This is a genomic window from Amycolatopsis albispora, assembly GCF_003312875.1.
In the GTDB taxonomy this organism is placed as follows: Bacteria; Actinomycetota; Actinomycetes; order Mycobacteriales; family Pseudonocardiaceae; genus Amycolatopsis; species Amycolatopsis albispora.
This window is the reverse complement of the sequence record NZ_CP015163.1, coordinates 2291007-2308722: the sequence shown is the minus strand read 5'-3', so window position 1 is coordinate 2308722 and position 17716 is coordinate 2291007. Positions and strand designations below refer to the sequence as shown.

The following is a 17716-nucleotide window of genomic DNA, read 5'->3' as shown; positions in this document are numbered from 1 at the left end:
AACTATTGCAACTATCGAGATATGCAGTATAGCTTGTCGGCACCTCGTTGGGCGGACACGAAGGGCGCGGCATGACGCTCCTGGCACGACTCGACCGGCTCCCGCTGAGCCGTCCCCACTACAAGCTGCTGCTGATCGGCGGCCTCGGCTACACCTTCGACGGCATGGACTCGGCGGTGGTCGCCTTCCTGCTGCCCTCGGTCAAGGCGGTCTGGGACCTCGACAACGGCCAGCTCGGGCTGATCGGCTCGGCGACGCCGTTCGGCTTCCTCTTCGGCGCGATCGCGGCGGGCCTGCTCGGCGACCGCATCGGCCGCAAGAAGGTGATGATGTACGCGCTCGCCTTCTACGCGGTGTTCTCCGTGGTCGCCGCCTTCGCGCCGAACTACGAGATCTTCCTCGGCGCCCGCGTGCTGGCCGGCATGGGCGCCGGCGCGGAAAGCGCGATCATCGCGCCGTTCCTGTCCGAGTTCGTGCCGGCGAAACGCCGCGGCTGGTTCGTCGGCGCGCTGGCCGGGTTCTTCTCCTTCGGCTTCGTCGCGGCCGCGTTGATCGGCCGGTTCGTGGTGTCGGCTTCCCCGGAGGGCTGGCGCATCGCGCAGGTGATCACCGCGCTGCCGATCGTGATGCTGCTGTGGTGGCGGCGTTCCCTGCCGGAATCCCCGCGGTTCCTGGTGATCCAGGGCCGGGACACCGAAGCCGAGCAGGTGGTGGCCAAGCTGGAACGCGACGTCGAACGCGCGACCGGCAGGCCGTTGCCGCCACCGGAGCCGACCGAACTGCGGCCAGCCACCGAAACCCCGAAGGTCAACCTGCTCACCGCGCTGCGCTTCCTGTGGAGCAAGGCGATGCGGCGGCGCACGGCGGTGATCTGGACGGTCTGGTTCGTGATCACCTTCTCCTACTACGGCTTCTTCTCGTGGATCCCGACGCTGCTGGTGGACCGCGGCATCACGGTTACTAAGAGCTTCGAGTTCTCCATCATCATCTACCTGGCCCAGATCCCCGGGTACTTCTCGGCGGCCTGGCTGTCCGAGCGGCTCGACCGGAAGCGGACCATCGCGCTGTACCTGACCGGCTCGGCGGTCAGCGCGTTCTGGCTGAGCCAGATGGACGCGCCGTGGTCGATCACGCTGGCCGGCGCGGTGCTGTCGTTCTTCCTCAACGGCACCTACGCCGGGGTCTACTCCTACACGCCCGAGGTGTTCCCGACCTGGATCCGCGCCACCGGCACCGGCCTGTCCAGCGCCTTCGGCCGGGTCGGCAGCATCCTGGCGCCGACGATCATCGGCCTGTCCGCGGCCAGCCTCGGCTTCGGCGGGGTGTTCGGCCTGACCACCGCGGTGCTCGGGGCGGGGGTGCTGTGCGTGCTGGTGTTCGGCCTGTCCACCGCCGGGCGCTCGCTGGAAGAACTGACCGAACACGGCGCGGCCGTGTCCACCGCCGAGGAGATGACGAAGTGAGCACACTGTCCACTGTGGAGGAACGCGTGCGGGCCGCGGTGGGGGTGAAGCTGTTCACCGTGCTGGCCTGGGTGCCCCAGCGGCAGGCGCTGCGGCGCGTGCACAGCAGTCACCCCGATCATTACCCGGTCGGCGGTGAGAAGACCGTGGAGGTCGCGCGAGGCTGGCTCGACGAGTGCATCACCGGGCAGCGCCCGTACTTCGGCCCGGACGCCGGAGCCGTGCGCGCGATCTTCGCCGATCACGAGCTGATCGCCGAACTGGGCTGCGGCGCGGTGATCAACGTGCCGGTGGTCGACGAGGAAGGGAAAACCTTGGGTGTGCTGAACCTGCTCGACGCGGAAGGCAGTTACGACCGGTATTCGGTGGAGAAGGCGGTGTCGCTGGCGCCGCTGGCGGTGGCCGCGCTGCGTGCGGAGGTGGGCCGGTGAGCGCGCTGCTGCTGCGCAACGCCCGGCTGCTGGACCCGGCGGCGGGGGAGTACACCGAGGGCGACCTGCGGTGCGCCGGCGGCCGGATCGTGGAGACCGGCACGGGGCTCAAGGCGGACGACGTCCCGGTGATCGACGTGCGGGGCGGCGTGGTCGTGCCCGGGCTGATCGACGCCCACGTGCACGTCACCGCCTCGACCGCCGACCTCGGTTCGCTGCCGGCGCAGTCACCGTCCTATGTGGCCGCGCACAGCGTGAACACCATGGGGCGCATGCTCGAACGCGGGTTCACCACCGTCCGTGACGCCTCCGGCGCCGACTTCGGCCTGGCCGACGCGCAGGCGGAGGGCCTGTTCCGCGGGCCGAGGCTGCTGTTCTGCGGGCGCGCGCTGAGCCAGACCGGCGGGCACGGCGACAGCCGCGGCCGCGGCACCTACCGCCACGACGACCACCCGTGCTGCGCCGGGCTCGGCCGCATCGCCGACGGCGTGGACGCGGTCCGCGCGGCGGCGCGTGACGAACTGCGGAAGGGGGCGCACCACCTCAAGGTGATGGCGTCCGGGGGAGTGGCGTCGCCGACCGACCGGATCGACTCCGTGCAGTACTCCGCCGAGGAACTCCGCGCCATCGTCGAAGAAGCCGAGGGCGCGAACCGGTACGTCGCCGCGCACGCCTACACCGCGCGTGCGGTGAACCGGGCGCTGGAGCTGGGGGTTCGCTCGATCGAGCACGGCAACCTGCTCGACGACCGCAGCGTGGAGCTGTTCCTCGAGCACGACGCGTTCCTGGTGCCGACGCTGGTCACCTACTGGGCGCTCAAGGAGGAGGGGCGCGAGCACGGGCTGCCGGAGTCGAGCTGGCGCAAGGTGGACGAGGTGCTCGGCGCCGGGCTGGCGGCACTGGAGCGCGCTGCCCGCGGCGGGGTGAAGATCGTCTACGGCTCGGACCTGCTCGGCGGCATGCATCGCCACCAGAACCACGAATTCCGGCTGCGGGCCGAGGTGCAGCGGCCGCTCGACGTGCTGCGGTCGGCCACCTCGGTGGCGGCGGAGCTGGTCGGCATGACCGGGGAGATCGGCACGCTGGCGCCGGGCGCGCACGCGGACCTGCTGGTGCTCGACGGTGATCCGCTGGCGGACATCGGCGTGCTGGCGGCGCCAGAACGGTTCCGCGCGATCATCCAGGGTGGTGTCCCGCTCTGAGCCGAGTGCTGCCGGTGCAGTGCACTGCCGCCATTCGGCTCACTTTCACTGGCTGAGCGCACACTTTCGTTGACTTCTGACGAAAGTGCTCCCTAGGGTCATGTGACCTGCGTTGCGCCCGGTCCCCAGGGAGTGCCCATGCGCCTGCCCACGTTGTTCGCCGCCCTGCTCGTCGCCGGGGCCGGGCTGGTGCCCGCCCCGGCGGCGGCGCAGGTCCCGCCCCAGGAACCCGGGGTCACCCTGCGCGTGTACGACGTGCAGGTCGGCCTGACCAAGCTGTGCACGCTCAAAGCCGGGCAGACGCCCAACGTGGACAAGCTGATGCCGGTCATCGACTGGGCGTCCACAGCGGACTTCGGGATCGCCGACAACTTCGTCTCCGAGGTCACCGCGAACCTGAACGTGCCCGCGGACGGCACCTACAAGTTCCGGCTGACCAGCGACGACGGTTCTCGGCTGAGCATCGGCGGCAACGTGGTCGTCGATCACGACGGCCTCCACGAGCCGACCGCCAAGGAGGGCTCGGCCGAGCTGACGGCCGGGTACCAGCCGCTGCGGATCGACCACTTCGATGCCTCCTACGACCAGGTGGTCAAGCTCGAATGGCAGCCGCCCGGCGCCACCGGGTACACCGTGGTGCCCAACTCCGTGCTCAGCACCGACGCCGACGTGGTCAGGGTGACCGCACCCGGCCGCAAGGAGTGCGAAGCGGGCACCGACTCACCCGGCGACGGCCTGCCGCTGACCGAGGTGCACCCCGGTCTCACCCTGGCGAACCTGCGCCCGGACGGCTTCGAACCGCAGGTCAGCGCGATGGACTGGCTGCCGGACGGCAGGCTGGCGGTCGCCACCTGGGGCGGTACCGACAACGAACTCGGCGAAGTGCACCTGCTCAGCGGCGTGTCCGGCAACACCGACCCGTCGAAGGTGCGCACCCAGAAGATCGCCGAAGGGCTCAAGGAACCGATGGGCCTCAAGTTCGTCGACGGCAAGCTGTACGTGTCCGAAAAGGACGGTCTGACCGAGCTGAACGACACCACCGGCGACGGGGTCACCGACAGCTACCGCACGGTGGCGACCTGGCCGTTCGGCGGCAACTTCCACGAGTTCGCCTTCGGCCTGCTCTACCGTGAGGGGCACTTCTACCTGAACCTGTCGGTGGCGATCAACTACGGCGGCGCCACCACCGATCCGCAGCCCGCGCCGAACCGCGGCACCACGATCAAGGTCAGCAAGGAAACCGGCGAAGTGTCCTATCTGGCCGGTGGGCTGCGCACCCCGCACGGCATCGGCTGGGGTCCGGACGGCGACATCTTCGTCACCGACAACCAGGGCGGCTGGCTGCCGTCGTCGAAACTGCTGCACGTCAAGCAGGACCGGTTCTTCAACCACTACCTGAATCCCGACGGCCCGTTCGACGACCGCGCGGTGACGCAGCCGGTGCTCTGGCTGCCGCAGAACGAGATCGCCAACTCGCCGAGCAACCCGATCCAGCTGCCGGACGGCCCGTTCGAGGGCCAGCTGGTGTTCGGCGACGTGACCTACGGCGGTTTGCAGCGCGCCTACCTGGAAAAGGTCAACGGTGAGTACCAGGGCGCGGTGTTCCGGATGACGCAGGGCCTGGAGTCCGGGGTCAGCCGGATCAGCCTCGGGCCGGACGGCGCCATCTACACCGGCGGCATCGGCGCGGGCGGGAACTGGGGCCAGCCGGGCAAGCTGAGCCACGGCCTGCAGAAGCTGACGCCCAACGGCACCAACGCCTTCGACATTCTCGCCATGCGTGCCATCGAGGGCGGCTTCGAGCTGGAGTACACGCAGCCGCTGTCCGCGGAAACCGCGCAGAACCTCGCCGCGAAGTACCAGGCCACGCAGTGGCGTTACGTGCCGACCGCGGACTACGGCGGTCCGAAGATCGACGAGCAGAAGCTGCCGGTGTCCTCGGCTACGCTGTCGGACGACGGCAAGAAGGTCACACTGCGGATCCCGGGCCTGAAGGCGGGGCACGTGGTGCACGTGCGCTCGCCGCGGCCGTTCGCCGCCGAATCCGGTGCCCCGCTGTGGAGCACGGAAGCCTGGTACACGCTGAACTCGCTCGTCGGCTCCGCGCAGGCGACCGAATACGAGGCGGAAACCGCGGGCCTGAGCGGCGGCGCGGCGGCCAACACCAACCACCCCGGTTACTCCGGGACCGGTTTTGTGGACGGTTACTGGAACCAGGGCGCGGCCACGGCGTTCACCGTGAACGTGCCCACCGAAGGGGACTACAACGTCGGCCTGCGTTATTCGAACGGCCCCGATCCGTTCTCCGGCAGCAAAACCGTGAGCGTGTACGTCAACGGTGAGAAGGCGCGGCAGACGCGGCTCGCGAGCACGGTGAACTGGGACACCTGGGCGACGCACACCGAAGCGCTCCGGCTGCGGCCGGGGAACAACGTGGTGACCTACAAGTTCGACAGCGGCGACGACGGCAACGTCAACCTCGACAAGATCGGCGTCGCGCCGGTACAGCGGGTTCCGTTGTTCAACGGGTCCGGTTTGGACGCTTGGGAAGCCCGTTCCGGTGGCCCGGCGAGCTGGCCGGTGACGGGTGGCTCGATGGAATCGCTCGGCGGTGACATCCGCACCAAGCAGAAGTTCGGTGACTTCAAGCTGCACGCCGAATGGCTGGAGCCGCAGTACCCGCCGGAGGTGACCGGCCAGGCACGCGGCAACAGCGGGGTGTTCCTGCAGGAGCGGTACGAGGTGCAGGTGCTCGATTCCCATGGTGACACCACGCCGGCCGCGGACGAGGCCGGGGCCATCTACTCGAAGCGGGCGCCGGACAGCAACCAGGCGGCCGCGCCGGGGACCTGGCAGACCTACGACATCACCTTCCGCGCGGCGCGGTTCGACGCGGCCGGTGCGAAAATCGCGAACGCGCGGGTGACCGTGGTGTGGAACGGGATCGTGGTGCACAACGACGTGGAGATCGACGGGATCACCGGCGGCAACAGCCTGCCGGAGGGCCCGTCGGCGGAAGCCGTGCTGTTGCAGGACCACGGTGACCCGGGGGAGAACCCGCGCTTCCGCAACCTGTGGATCGAGCCGCTCGGCTGAGCGTGTTCAGCGGCCGAGTATCCGGCCGGCCAGGTCCGGGACCCACTCGACGTACTCGATCTCCGCGCCGTCGCGGTGGCGTGCGTAGAGGAACCGGCCGGTCGGCCCGGCGGTCTCCGGTGTGGTGATGGCGGCGCCCGCCGCGGCCAGCGTCCGCTGGAGTTCGCCGAGGTCGTCGACGACGACCGTCGCGGTGGCGTGCGCGTACTTCGCGCGTTCCTCGGCGGGGCCGGCGATGACCAGGAAGTCACCGATCGCGGCCAGTTCCACGGCGTGGAACGCCAGCCGGAGGTCGGGCTCGGCGCCGGTAAGTTCGCGCAGCAGGGGCAGGGCGTCGTCGAGGCGGTCGGCCCAGAGACGGGCGTAGGTTTTCCGGATGCTCACGGCCTGAACGGTAGGAACCGGGGCGCGATCGCGGAAGAACGCACTTTCCGGTGAGAGGGGTGCTCGATGGGAACCGAGCAGGCCAGGGTGGACGCGCTGGCGTACGAGATCTTCCACGGGGTGTCCGGGAAGTGGGCGCTGCCGGTGCTGAACCTGATCGGCGAGCGGACGCTGCGGTTCGGTGAGGTGTACGCCGCCGCGGAGGGGATCAGCCACAAGATGCTCACCCAGACGCTGCGCGGCCTGGAACGGGACGGCGTGGTGGCGCGGCGGGTGCACCCCACCGTACCGCCGAAGGTCGAGTACTCACTGACCGAGGCGGGGCAGGCTCTGCGCGGCACGCTCAACCAACTGTGCGGATGGACCAGGCGCTACCTGGAACACATCGACGCGGCGAGGGCGGGCTTCGGGTCGCAGGGCTAGTCCACAGTGGAATGCGCGGTGTCGTAGAGGTGCCAGCCGTACAGCAGCGCGCCGACACCGAAGGCACCAAACAGGAGGCCGAACGCCACCGGCGCGCCGAGGAACAGGGCGATCACGGTGACCACCATCAGGCCCAGGCCCACCACCATCCCCGCCAGGCCCGCCCCTTGAAGTGGCGCGCCGGACGCCCGAATCACCGGCCGAGGCCGCGGGGCGGACGTGCCCGACGCCTCCGTGGGCGGCGATGACGTGGCGGGCCGCGCCGCCGGGGGAGTGGCGGAAGCGTGCTGCGCCGGGCGGGCTGGCACCCGGGCGGCGGTCGGTGTCGGCCGGGCAGTAGCGGGAGGCTGCTTCGCCGGGCTCGGTGACGGCTGGGCGGCGGGCGTTGTCGCCGGGGGAGTGCTCGGTGGGGTGGGCGGGTGCGTCGCCGGGTGATGTGGTGGCTGGGTAGCGGGCCGCGGCCGTGGTGCGGGCGCGGCGGCGCGTGCGGATGCGGCGGCGCGTGCGGATGCGGCGGCGCGTGCGGATGCGGCGGCGCGTGCGCGTGCGGCGGCGCGTGCGGCGCCCGTGGGTTCGGTGGCGCGTGCAGGAGCGGTGGCGTCTGTCGGGTCGGCGCCGCGGCTGGGGTCGGTGGAGCGTGTGGGGTCGGTGGCGCCCGTGGGGTCGTGGCGTGGGGCGAGTAGCGAGTCCGCCTCAGTGATCGGCAGTACGTCCGCGCCCAACTCCCGCGCCCGGCTGAGCCGTGGTTCCGCGGGCGAAACGTCCTCATCGTGCACCAGGTGCGTGACGGAACCGGTCAGCTTCTTCGCCAGCTGAATCCCGGCGTCCAGCACGGCGGCGCGCATCGCGTCCGCCTCCGGGGTGGTGCCCAGCACCAGCACCCGCCGAGGTTTGCCGGTGGCGCGCAGGTCCCGGACCGCCTCCGGCACCCCGAGCACGGCGGCGAGCTGCCGCAGGTCCCGTTGCTCCTCGGCGGTTACCACGCCGTCGGCCTTGGCCAGGGCCACCATCGCATCGACGAAATCCCGGTGCGCCCGGGCCGGGTCCACGCCAGCGGCCGAGGCCTGGGCCGCCAGAACTGCCGCCTCCTCGGGCGAGATGTGCCCGTCGGCGAAGGCGTCGGCGAGCAGGTCGGCGTACGAGCGTTCCCACTCCCCGCCGCTCGGCGACGGCAGGCGTTCGGCCAGCTCGCCCAGCCAGCCCTGCGTGGTGGGCGCGGCCTGCGCCGGCGGCACCACGCGGCCCAGCGGAATGATCGGCAACCGGCGGAAACGGGGCTGCTCACCCAGCGCCAGCCGATGCCTGCCGAGCAGCGAACTCAGGATCCGCCCGCACAGCCGTGCCCCGCCGAGCGCGGTCTGCGCGTCGTCGGTGCCGATCCCGAGCGCATGCGCGATGGTGGCCTGACGGTAGTTCGGCAACCGCAGCACGCTGCGCGCGGCGTCGGCGGTGCAGACGCCCGGCAGCATCGGCATCGGCACGCCCGCCCTGCTCAGTTCGGCGGCGAGCGACCGGGTTTCGTGCGACCACTCGTGCGTCACCAGCACGCTGCCACGGCACAGTTCGACGAAGTGCCCGGCCACCTCACTCAGCGCGGGTGCCGGGGCCGGGCCGACGACAGTGGCCAGCTCGGCGGCCACCGTGCCGTCCGCGCGCAGGCGCACCGCGGCGAATTCGACGATCCGGCCGGGCAGCCCGGTGGTGCGGAAACCGAGCGCGGTGAATTCCCCGGAATCCGCCGGGAAATGTCCCGACCGGGTCAGCCGGATCGGTTTGACCAGCTCGATTCCCATGCCTGCCACCTTCCGTCGGCAGGGAGATCGAGTCCGGCCGGGAAATGTGACGGTATTCGCCGTCATATCACCCGTTCGCCTCAATAACGGGTAACCGAGTGCAGAAAACCACTGCACAGCCCAGCGAACGGGTGAAGAAGCTTCATTATCGACCCGGAGCGTAACGAGTGCTGTGCGCCGGACGAGGTAGTGGAGCACAGCCTCCGCGTCCAGCGGGCGGCCAGGAAACATTCCGAGGAACGATTCCCATGCGCACCACTCCGGGCATTCCCCAGTCGACGAAGCGCCGGTTGCCGAAATGGCTCAAGGTCACGCTCACCGTCTTCGGGGTGTTATTCGTTTTTGCGCTCATTTTTGGTGAATCACCGACGGAGAAGGTGGCCGTGCCGACGGTCACCGTTCCGCCCGCGGCGACGACCACCAGCACGAGCGCGGTCCCGCGGCCCGCCGAGTACGTGGTCGCCGAGGTCACCAACGGCACCACCGTGAAGCTGACCGGGGCGGCGGGCACAACGACCGCGCGCCTCCTCGGCCTGGAAACCCCGCCCGCCTCCGGCGAAAGCTGCTTCCGCGCCGAGGCCTACGACTGGGCCAGCCAGGCGCTCACCGGCAAGGAAGTGGTGGCGGTGCTGGACGACACCAGGGACGTGGTGACCTCGCTGGTGCTGGCCGACGGCACCGACTACCTGGTCAAGGCACTGGAGACCGGCCACGCGAAGTACGCCGCCGACGTGGCGCTCGGCAGCGCGGCGGCCGGGCTGCGCGAGGCGGAGTCCGCGGCCAAGGCAGCCGGACTCGGGCTGTGGGCGCAGCCGTGTGGTGGCGTGATCACCAGCGCCCCGGAGCCCGAACCCGCGCCCGTGCCGCAGCCCGCGCCCAAGCCCACCCCGAAGCCGGAGCCGGTGGCGCCGCCGAAGACCACCGAGAAGCCCCCGGCCGCCGCGTACTACAAGAACTGCGACGCCGCCCGCGCCGCCGGGGCCGCGCCGCTGCTCGCGGGCGAACCCGGTTACAGCGCCAAGCTCGACCGCGACAAGGACGGCGTCGCCTGCGAATGATCAGGCGCGCGACCGGCCGACGTAGACGTTGCGCGCGCGGTAGAGGGTGTCGCCGGACGGCCCCGGCGACCCCGACGAACCCTCCATCTGCAGGTTCAGGATCAACCACATCGGCTTGTTCACGAAGTTCGCCGCGCGGTGCTGGCCGGCCCAGTTGCCGTCCAGGTAGTAGTGGATGTCGGCGTCGGTGGCGCTGACCTTCGCGATCCACGCCCGATAGGTGTGCCAGGCGCCCGGATTGGCCACGTTCACGATGGTGTTCGACCAGCCGCCGTTCGCGTTTTTGTAGGTGTTGAACCAGTTCCGCGCGTCACCCTTGTACTCGAGGATGTCGCTTTCCGGCGGCCAGCTGGTGGCACCGGTGAGCCAGAACGCGGGCCAGGTGCCGCGTGCCGACGGCGCCTGGAACTCGCCGCGCACCTCCCACTGCGGGAACTGGTCGCTGATCACCACCTGCTGCTTCGCGTGCAGCGCGCCGGAGTGGTAGTGGATCGGCAGGTACGGGTCCTTGCTGCTGTTGCCCTCGTTCCAGGTAATCCGGCTGGCGCGGAGCACCAGCACGCCGGAACCTTCGAGGTAGACGTGGTTGTGGTCGGACGCGCCGCCGTACATGCGCGCGGTGCCGTTGTGGTCCGAACCCCAGGGATAGCCGTAGTGCCAGGCGGCTTCGAGCGCCGGATAGCCGGAGAAGCTGCCGTTGAGCACGGTTTCCCAGGTGGCGGCCGCGGCCGGCCGGAGGCCGATGGCGGTCCCCAGCAGACCCGCTGAACCGGCGATCAGGAACCGGCGTCTGTCCGTTGCCATGACTCGGCCTCTCTGTCGGAGCGTGCCTACGGAAAGCGCTTTCAGCTTGGCGTCGCGAATGGAGCCGCGCAATCCGCCGGTCAGGTGTTAGCGCTCACAGGCCATCCGGGGAGCCGTGACCTCAGGCCCGCGTCGCCAGCCGGAAGCCGACGTCGTCCACGCGGAAGGTGGGGTGGCTGCGCCGCCGGACCGAGGCGCGGCAGCTCCAGTGCTCGTCGAACCAGCCGCCGCCGCGCAGCACCCGGTAGGTGCCGTAGACCTCGGCGTCGTAGACGTCCCAGCACCATTCCCACACGTTGCCGAGCATGTCGTACAGGCCCCACGCGTTGGGCCGCTTGCCGCCGACCTCGTGCACGCGTTCCCCGGAATTGCCGCGGTACCAGGCGATCTGGTCGATCGGGCCGTACCGCGGCCCGGTGCTGCCCGCGCGGCAGGCGTGCTCCCACTCGGCTTCGGTGGGCAGGCGGTAACCACCGGCGCCGGTGTCCCATTCGACGTCCTCGGCGTCGGCTTCGAGCTGGTACACCGGCGCCAGCCCGTCGCGCTCGGACAGCAGGTTGCAGAACCGGACCGCGTCGAGCCACGACACGCTCTCGACGGGCAGCCGCTCACCGCGGGCCGCGCTCGGCCACTCGCCGGTCACCGCCGCGTACAGCTGCTGCGTCACCGGGACCGCGGAGATCCGATAGGCCGCCAGTGCCACCGCCCAACTGCGCTGGGTCCGCCGGTCGGACAGCGTCACCCGGCCGGGCGGGATCGCGATCATCGGCTCCACGGGCGGCGACTCTAGCGGTCGAGCCGTCGGAAGTAGCGGGCGATGGGGAGTTGGGTGAACCCCGCGCGCTCGTAGGTGCGCCGGGCCGGGGCGTGCCCCGGATCGCCGCCCGTTTCGACCATGGCCAGCGTCAAGCCGTTCTCGGTGAACCACCGGAGCGCGTGCTCGGTCAGCGCCGTCGCGATGCCCCGGCGCTGGTACGCCGGATCGACCGCGGAGGCCGCCTCGGACACCCAGGCGGTCAGGTTCTCGTCCTGGCAGGCGGCCTCGACCGCACGCCGCTGATCGGCACGCAGCGCGAACTCGGTGACGGCGGGCTGGTCGGCGGGTTCGAAGGCCCGGATGCCGGTGCGCATGGGCCCAGCCTCGCATCCCGGCTTGACCCTGACCCAGCAGGAGGCTTCACGATCGCCGTCATGAGTGAGTACCGCAGTCCCGTGCCCCTGCCCGGTCCCGGGGCGACCGATCCCGGGATCTACCGGGAGATCTACCCGATGCCCATGTTCGTCATCGTGCCCACGGCCGATCTGGAGGCCTCGAAGGAGTTCTGGATGCGCGGGCTCGGTTTCGCCGATCTCTTCTCGGCACCCGGCCAGGTGACCCACCTGCGGCGGTGGGCGTTCCAGGACGTGCTGCTGGTCCCCGGTGAACCGCCCGCCGAGCCCGGCCCGATGAGCACCAGTTTCTCCTGCGTGCTCGACCAGATCAACGAGATCGCGGCGCGCTGCGAGGAACTCCGGCCCGGCAGCGTGGGTGAGCCGGTGGTGAAGCCGTGGAACTCGATGGAACTGGAGGTGATCACCCCGGAGAACGCGCGGGTGGTGATGACCGCCGCGCGGGTGTTCGACCCGGACGGCCCGGAGGCGGAGCACGTGCGCCGGATGGGCATCGAGGTGCCGCGCGGGTGACACTGGGCGGATGATCGATCCGGTTGCCGAACCGCCGCCCGGCCCCGGTGGGCTCACCGTGGGCCGGGCGGCTTCGCTCGTCGGGGTGAGCGTGAAGACCCTGCACCACTGGGACGCCATCGGGCTGGTGCGGCCGGGCGGTCGCACCTGGGCTGGTTACCGGGTGTATTCGGACGAGGACGTCGCTCGTATCCATCGGGTGCTGGTCTACCGCGAGCTGGGCTTCCCGCTCGCCGAGATCGGCCGCATTCTCGACGACCCGTCCGCCGACGCGCAGGAGCACCTGCGGCGTCAGCGGGCGCAACTGGTCGAGCGCATCGACCGGCTGCGCGAGATGGTCACCGCGGTGGACCGGATGATGGCGGCCGCACGTGGCGGCATCCGCCTGACCGTCGAGGAACAGGTCGAGATCTTCGGCGACCACTGGCAGCCGTCGTGGGTCGAGGAGGCCGAGCAGCGCTGGGGCGAGAGCAAGCAGTGGGCGCAGTACGCCGAGCGGGCCGAAGCGAGAACTCCCCAGGAGTGGAAGGAAATCGTGGCGGCCGCCGACGCGCTCCACGCCGACCTCGCCGCCGCGAAGCAGGCCGGGGTCGTGCCCGGTTCCGAGGAGGCGAACGCGCTCGCGGAACGGCACCGCGCCCAGCAGTCCGAGTACTTCGACTGCACGCATTCGATGCACGTCTGCCTCGGCCGCACCTTCGCCGGTGACCCCGGCTTCGCCGCCTACTACGACGGGTTCACCCCCGGCATGGCGACCTGGCTGCGGGACGTGATCTTCGCCAACGCCGAGGCACACGGGGTCGATCCGGACACCGCCGAGTGGGGCTGAGGACTGATCAGGAATCGAGAAGCGTGGCGGGCCGATGCTCACCTAGCGTTACCGGCATCCAGTTCGCACCCTCTCAGGAGTGATCATGACCGAAGGTTTCAAGACCGTGCTGCACCCCGTTTCGGACCTCGCCGCGGCGAAGGCCGTGTACACCGCCCTGCTCGGCACGGAGCCGCAGGCCGATTCGGAGTACTACGCCGGTTTCGACGTGGCGGGCCAGCACATCGGGCTCGTGCCGGGCGGCGGCCCGCAGGGCATGACCTCGCCGGTGGCCTACTGGCACGTGCCCGACATCGAGGCGAAGCTGGCCGAGGTCACCGCCGCGGGCGCCACCGTCAAGGAGGCCGCGCACGAGGTCGGCGGCGGCCGTCGCGTGGCCACCTTCACCGATCCCGACGGCAACGTGCTGGGGCTGCTCCAGGACAGCTGACGTACTGTTCGACCGGGTCGGGCAGCAGATGGGGACGGGAAGCATGAGCAAGGGCAAGCGGGCGCCGCAGGTCGCCGACACCCACGACGTGATCCGGGTGCACGGTGCGCGCGTGAACAACCTGAAGGACGTCTCGGTCGAGATCCCGAAGCGCCGGTTGACCGTTTTCACCGGCGTTTCGGGCTCTGGCAAGAGTTCACTGGTGTTCAGCACGATCGCCGCCGAGTCGCAGCGGATGATCAACGAGACCTACAGCGCTTTTGTGCAGGGGTTCATGCCGACGCTGGCGCGTCCCGAAGTCGACGTGCTGGAGAACCTGACCACGGCGATCATCGTCGACCAGGAGCGCATGGGCGCGAGCAATCCGCGGTCCACTGTGGGCACTGCCACCGACGCGAACGCCTTGCTGCGCATCCTGTTCAGCCGCCTGGGGAAGCCGCACATCGGTTCGCCGAACGCCTATTCGTTCAACACGCCGTCGGTGAAGGCCAGTGGTGCCATCACCGTCGAGCGTGGCAACAAGAAGACCGTGCGCGCGAGCTTCACCCGCGTCGGCGGCATGTGCCCCCGGTGCGAGGGCAGGGGAGCGGTGTCGGACATCGACCTGACCCAGCTCTACGACGACTCGAAGTCGCTGCGCGAAGGCGCGATCACCATCCCCGGGTACAAAGTGGACGGATGGTGGACGGTCGGCATCTACATCGAGTCGGGCTTTCTCGACCCGGACAAGCCGATCCGGAAGTACACCAAGCGGGAGCTGCAGGACTTCCTGTACAAGGAGCCGACGAAGGTCAAGGTCAACGGCGTCAACCTGACCTACGAAGGGCTGATCCCGAAGATCCAGAAGTCGTTCCTGTCGAAGGACAAGGAGGCGATGCAGCCGCACATCCGCGCGTTCGTCGAGCGTGCGGTGACGTTCGCGACGTGCCCGGAGTGCGACGGTACCCGGTTGAGCGAGGCGGCGCGGTCGTCGAAGATTTCCGGGAAGAGCATCGCCGATCTGTGCGCGATGGAGATCCGGGACCTGGCCGAATGGGTCCGCAAACTCCAGCAGCCCACCGTCGCGCCCCTGCTGGCCACCCTGCAGCACACCCTGGACTCCTTCGTCGAAATCGGCCTCGGCTACCTCTCCCTCGACCGCCCCGCCGGCACCCTGTCCGGCGGCGAAGCCCAGCGCACCAAACTCATCCGCCACCTCGGCTCCGCCCTCACCGACGTCACCTACGTCTTCGACGAACCCACCATCGGCCTGCACCCCCACGACATCCAGCAAATGAACGACCTGCTGCTACGCCTGCGCGACAAAGGCAACACCGTGCTCGTCGTCGAACACAAACCCGAAACCATCGCCATCGCCGACCACGTCATCGACCTCGGCCCCGGCGCCGGCAGCGACGGCGGCACCATCACCTACCAAGGCCCGCTGGCCGGACTCCGCACAAGCGGCACCCTCACCGGCCGCCACCTCGACGACCGCGCCACCCTCAAACCCGAAGTCCGCACCCCCACCGGCACCCTGGAAATCCGCGGCGCCACCACCCACAACCTCCAACACGTCGACGTCGACATCCCCCTCGGCGTGCTCTGCGTCATCACCGGCGTCGCCGGCTCCGGCAAAAGCTCCCTCCTGCACGGCTCACTACCCACCGACGCCGGAGTCATCACCGTCGACCAAACCCCCATCCGCGGCTCCCGCCGCAGCAACCCCGCCACCTACACCGGCCTGCTCGACCCCATCCGCAAAGCCTTCGCCAAAGCCAACAACGTCAAACCCGCCCTGTTCAGCCCCAACAGCGAAGGCGCCTGCCCCGCCTGCAACGGCGCCGGCGTCATCTACACCGACCTCGGCATCATGGCCGGCATCACCACCACCTGCGAAGAATGCGACGGCCACCGCTTCCAAACCGCCGTCCTCGACTACCACCTCGCCGGCCACAACATCAGCGACGTCCTCGCCATGTCCGTCGCCCAAGCCCACCACTTCTTCACCACCGGCGACGCCACCACCCCCGCCGCCCACACCATCCTCACCCGACTGGCCGACGTCGGCCTCGGCTACCTCAAACTCGGCCAACCCCTCACCACCCTGTCCGGCGGCGAACGCCAACGCCTCAAACTCGCCACCCACATGGCCGACAAAGGCGGCATCTACCTGCTCGACGAACCCACCACCGGCCTGCACCTCGCCGACGTCGAACAACTCCTCACCCTGCTCGACCGCCTCGTCGACACCGGCAAATCCGTCCTCGTCATCGAACACCACCAAGCCGTCATGGCCCACGCCGACTGGCTCATCGACCTCGGCCCCGGCGCCGGCCACGACGGCGGCCGCATCATCTACCAAGGCACCCCCGCCGACCTGGTCGCCAACCCCACCACGCTGACGGGGAAGCACCTGGCGGAGTACGTGGGCAGCTGAGCCCGGGCGAGTGGACCACTGGGCCGACTGGTCCAGACCGGTGGCCCTGGCTCGCCCGGCGGGGTGGCTGGTGATTACTGTGGACAGCGCGTCCGAGGCCTCCTAGCCCGGGCACTGGTCTCCGGTCGCGACCGCTGCTGGACCCGCCGAACCCCACTGGCGGGTCCAGCAGCCCGGACCGGCCTCCGAAACTCGCCCAGATGTCACGAATGTGGCTTTCGAGACGCTGAACGTCTCGAAAGCCACATTCGTGACACTCGAGTGAGGGGTTGCCGCGTGGTGTCAGTTCTTGCGGGCGACGCCGCCGGTCATGAAGCGCACGCCGATGGTGGTGGCGTCGGTGACGATGGTGTCCGGGCGCCACAGCGGCAGCGGCACGATGCCCGGCGGCAGCAGCTCCATGCCCTCGAAGTAGGCGGCCAGCTCGGCCGGGGTGCGCACGCGGCCGGTGCCCAGCTGCGACAGCAGCACTTCCTCGAGCTGCGCGCTCTCCGGGCTGTCGCTCAGGCGCGTGAAGTTCGTGATGAAGAAGTACGAACCGGGCGCGACCGCGTCGCGCAGGGTGCGGACGATGCCCGCCGGGTCCTCTTCGTCGAGCAGGTGGTGCAGGATGCCCACCAGCATCACGCAGACCGGCTTCGAGAAGTCGATCATCGCGTTGACCTCGGGGTGGTCCAGCACCTCGCGCGGGTTGCGCAGGTCGGCGGTGATCACCCGGGTGTTGTCGTTGTCCTGCAGCAGCGCCCGGCCGTGCGCCAGCACGATCGGGTCGATGTCGACGTAGACCACCTTGGCGTCCGGGTTGGCCTCCTGCGCCACCTCGTGCGTGTTGCGCGCGGTCGGCAGGCCGGAACCGAGGTCGAGGAACTGGGTGACGCCTTCTTCGGCGGCGAGATGGGTGACCACCCGGTGCAGGATCGCGCGGTTGTGCGCGGCGATCTCCTTCAGCTCGGGCATCACCTCGAGGCTGGCGTTCGCCACCTGGCGGTCGATCTCGTAGTGGTCCTTGCCGTCGAGCATCACGTCGTAGACGCGCGCGGCGGTCGGCACCCCGTCGTCGAGGATGACGACTTCGGATTCGGTCGACTCGGCAGACATGTGTTGGTCGCTCTCCTCACCGCTGGTCGGAAACGCACCCAGGATAGTCACTCGGGCACATCCTGTCACAGCCCGCGCGCGGCCATCTGGCGGGGCGCCAACAGTCCGATCGCGACGGCCGATTCCCGCCGGTGGGGGAGCCGCCGCTGCGCCATGGTGAGCACATGACCACATCGACGACCTCACCGGTGGCCGTGCTCGAAGGCATGTACGCGGCCGAAGCGGAGTACCTCGCCGCCGGTGGCCCCGGCCAGGCCTCCTTCGCCCCGCTGGCCCCGTTCTTCGCCACCGACGTCGTGCTGCACCAGGCCGAGGGCCTGCCCTACGGCGGGACCTGGCGCGGGCACGACGGGCTCGCTGCCTTCTTCCTGGCGATGAGCCGGACCTGGGCCCGCTTCGACCTGGCCGAGCAGGAGTTCCTGGCGACCACCAGTCCGCTCGTGGTGCTGACCAGGGTGCGGGCCCGCGCCAGGACCACCGGCCGCGACCTGGAGTTCCCGATCCTGCAGACGATCACCGTCGAGCACGGCCGGATCACCGAGATCCGGCCGTTCTACTGGGACACCGCGGCGATCGCCGCCGCCTGCTGAGCCGCTGACTTGC

The 17716-nt window shown here is 70.0% G+C and carries 17 protein-coding genes; 11 read left to right on the top strand and 6 right to left on the bottom strand.

The genetic code is table 11. The features are described 5' to 3' along the window. Positions 1–71 precede the first annotated feature (71 nt). The 4 genes from A4R43_RS10710 (at position 72) to A4R43_RS10695 (ending at position 6192) form a co-directional block, all read left to right on the top strand. Entirely contained in the window at positions 72–1463 is a 1392-nt protein-coding gene (locus tag A4R43_RS10710; RefSeq protein WP_113692193.1) for an MFS transporter, read from the top strand. After that, on the top strand, positions 1460–1894 hold the full coding sequence (locus A4R43_RS10705; RefSeq protein WP_113692192.1) for a GAF domain-containing protein: 435 nt from the start codon (positions 1460–1462) through the stop codon (positions 1892–1894). Before A4R43_RS10710 ends, A4R43_RS10705 begins: the two co-directional genes overlap by 4 nt. Continuing rightward, positions 1891–3096 carry a metal-dependent hydrolase family protein gene (locus A4R43_RS10700; protein ID WP_113692191.1) on the top strand — a complete coding sequence of 402 codons (1206 nt, stop codon included), beginning with the start codon at positions 1891–1893 and terminating at the stop codon, positions 3094–3096. The genes A4R43_RS10705 and A4R43_RS10700 overlap by 4 nt, the downstream gene beginning before the upstream one ends. Before the next feature lie 138 nt (positions 3097–3234). After that, on the top strand, positions 3235–6192 hold the full coding sequence (locus A4R43_RS10695; RefSeq protein ID WP_113692190.1) for a 3-keto-alpha-glucoside-1,2-lyase-like domain-containing protein: 2958 nt from the start codon (positions 3235–3237) through the stop codon (positions 6190–6192). Positions 6193–6198: 6 nt separating this feature from the next. Here A4R43_RS10695 and A4R43_RS10690 read toward each other — a convergent pair whose 3' ends face one another. Further along, positions 6199–6576, bottom strand: a complete 378-nt coding sequence (locus tag A4R43_RS10690) for a VOC family protein (protein WP_113692189.1) — start codon at positions 6574–6576, stop codon at positions 6199–6201. Positions 6577–6642: 66 nt separating this feature from the next. Between A4R43_RS10690 and A4R43_RS10685 the strand changes: the two genes are divergently transcribed. Further along, positions 6643–6999 carry a winged helix-turn-helix transcriptional regulator gene (locus tag A4R43_RS10685; protein ID WP_113692188.1) on the top strand — a complete coding sequence of 119 codons (357 nt, stop codon included), beginning with the start codon at positions 6643–6645 and terminating at the stop codon, positions 6997–6999. On the opposite strand, the gene A4R43_RS10680 is transcribed toward A4R43_RS10685, so the two are convergent. Beyond that, positions 6996–8792, bottom strand: a complete 1797-nt coding sequence (locus A4R43_RS10680; RefSeq protein WP_113692187.1) for a hypothetical protein — start codon at positions 8790–8792, stop codon at positions 6996–6998. The two genes, A4R43_RS10685 and A4R43_RS10680, sit on opposite strands and share 4 nt — an antisense overlap. A 248-nt stretch (positions 8793–9040) precedes the next feature. On the opposite strand from A4R43_RS10680, the gene A4R43_RS10675 reads away from it, so the two are divergent. Beyond that, positions 9041–9850: an excalibur calcium-binding domain-containing protein gene (locus A4R43_RS10675; RefSeq protein WP_113692186.1), complete on the top strand. Its 810-nt coding sequence runs from the start codon at positions 9041–9043 to the stop codon at positions 9848–9850. Here A4R43_RS10675 and A4R43_RS10670 read toward each other — a convergent pair whose 3' ends face one another. The 3 genes from A4R43_RS10670 to A4R43_RS10660 form a co-directional block, all read right to left on the bottom strand. Then, entirely contained in the window at positions 9851–10654 is an 804-nt protein-coding gene (locus tag A4R43_RS10670) for a glycoside hydrolase family 16 protein (RefSeq protein ID WP_113692185.1), read from the bottom strand. It lies immediately after the preceding gene. Positions 10655–10775: 121 nt separating this feature from the next. Further along, complete coding sequence (locus A4R43_RS10665; RefSeq protein ID WP_113692184.1) at positions 10776–11420, bottom strand: formylglycine-generating enzyme family protein; 645 nt, start codon at positions 11418–11420, stop codon at positions 10776–10778. 20 nt (positions 11421–11440) lie between these two features. Beyond that, entirely contained in the window at positions 11441–11785 is a 345-nt protein-coding gene (locus A4R43_RS10660; protein ID WP_113692183.1) for a GNAT family N-acetyltransferase, read from the bottom strand. A gap of 60 nt (positions 11786–11845) precedes the next feature. On the opposite strand from A4R43_RS10660, the gene A4R43_RS10655 reads away from it, so the two are divergent. The 4 genes from A4R43_RS10655 (at position 11846) to A4R43_RS10640 (ending at position 16015) form a co-directional block, all read left to right on the top strand. After that, positions 11846–12337, top strand: a complete 492-nt coding sequence (locus A4R43_RS10655) for a VOC family protein (RefSeq protein ID WP_113692182.1) — start codon at positions 11846–11848, stop codon at positions 12335–12337. Between the two features lie 10 nt (positions 12338–12347). Next, positions 12348–13166 carry a MerR family transcriptional regulator gene (locus tag A4R43_RS10650; RefSeq protein ID WP_113692181.1) on the top strand — a complete coding sequence of 273 codons (819 nt, stop codon included), beginning with the start codon at positions 12348–12350 and terminating at the stop codon, positions 13164–13166. Positions 13167–13251: 85 nt separating this feature from the next. Continuing rightward, positions 13252–13596, top strand: a complete 345-nt coding sequence (locus A4R43_RS10645) for a VOC family protein (RefSeq protein WP_113692180.1) — start codon at positions 13252–13254, stop codon at positions 13594–13596. Between the two features lie 43 nt (positions 13597–13639). Beyond that, a complete protein-coding gene (locus A4R43_RS10640; protein ID WP_205215295.1) occupies positions 13640–16015 on the top strand; it encodes an ATP-binding cassette domain-containing protein in 2376 nt (791 codons plus the stop codon). Between the two features lie 282 nt (positions 16016–16297). Here A4R43_RS10640 and A4R43_RS10635 read toward each other — a convergent pair whose 3' ends face one another. Continuing rightward, complete coding sequence (locus tag A4R43_RS10635; protein ID WP_113692178.1) at positions 16298–17113, bottom strand: SAM-dependent methyltransferase; 816 nt, start codon at positions 17111–17113, stop codon at positions 16298–16300. Positions 17114–17277: 164 nt separating this feature from the next. Between A4R43_RS10635 and A4R43_RS10630 the strand changes: the two genes are divergently transcribed. Further along, a complete protein-coding gene (locus A4R43_RS10630) occupies positions 17278–17703 on the top strand; it encodes a nuclear transport factor 2 family protein (RefSeq protein ID WP_236808898.1) in 426 nt (141 codons plus the stop codon). Positions 17704–17716: the final 13 nt, after the last annotated feature.

What these genes read in the sequence shown, in the direction of transcription:
- A4R43_RS10710 (WP_113692193.1), top strand. Translation starts at nt 72, where the DNA reads ATGACGCTCCTGGCACGACTCGACCGGCTCCCGCTGAGCCGTCCCCAC.
- A4R43_RS10695 (WP_113692190.1), top strand. Translation starts at nt 3,235, where the DNA reads ATGCGCCTGCCCACGTTGTTCGCCGCCCTGCTCGTCGCCGGGGCCGGG.
- A4R43_RS10685 (WP_113692188.1), top strand. Translation starts at nt 6,643, where the DNA reads ATGGGAACCGAGCAGGCCAGGGTGGACGCGCTGGCGTACGAGATCTTC.
- A4R43_RS10680 (WP_113692187.1), bottom strand. Translation starts at nt 8,792, where the DNA reads ATGGGAATCGAGCTGGTCAAACCGATCCGGCTGACCCGGTCGGGACAT.
- A4R43_RS10675 (WP_113692186.1), top strand. Translation starts at nt 9,041, where the DNA reads ATGCGCACCACTCCGGGCATTCCCCAGTCGACGAAGCGCCGGTTGCCG.
- A4R43_RS10670 (WP_113692185.1), bottom strand. Translation starts at nt 10,654, where the DNA reads ATGGCAACGGACAGACGCCGGTTCCTGATCGCCGGTTCAGCGGGTCTG.
- A4R43_RS10665 (WP_113692184.1), bottom strand. Translation starts at nt 11,420, where the DNA reads ATGATCGCGATCCCGCCCGGCCGGGTGACGCTGTCCGACCGGCGGACC.
- A4R43_RS10660 (WP_113692183.1), bottom strand. Translation starts at nt 11,785, where the DNA reads ATGCGCACCGGCATCCGGGCCTTCGAACCCGCCGACCAGCCCGCCGTC.
- A4R43_RS10655 (WP_113692182.1), top strand. Translation starts at nt 11,846, where the DNA reads ATGAGTGAGTACCGCAGTCCCGTGCCCCTGCCCGGTCCCGGGGCGACC.
- A4R43_RS10650 (WP_113692181.1), top strand. Translation starts at nt 12,348, where the DNA reads ATGATCGATCCGGTTGCCGAACCGCCGCCCGGCCCCGGTGGGCTCACC.
- A4R43_RS10645 (WP_113692180.1), top strand. Translation starts at nt 13,252, where the DNA reads ATGACCGAAGGTTTCAAGACCGTGCTGCACCCCGTTTCGGACCTCGCC.
- A4R43_RS10640 (WP_205215295.1), top strand. Translation starts at nt 13,640, where the DNA reads ATGAGCAAGGGCAAGCGGGCGCCGCAGGTCGCCGACACCCACGACGTG.
- A4R43_RS10635 (WP_113692178.1), bottom strand. Translation starts at nt 17,113, where the DNA reads ATGTCTGCCGAGTCGACCGAATCCGAAGTCGTCATCCTCGACGACGGG.
- A4R43_RS10630 (WP_236808898.1), top strand. Translation starts at nt 17,278, where the DNA reads ATGACCACATCGACGACCTCACCGGTGGCCGTGCTCGAAGGCATGTAC.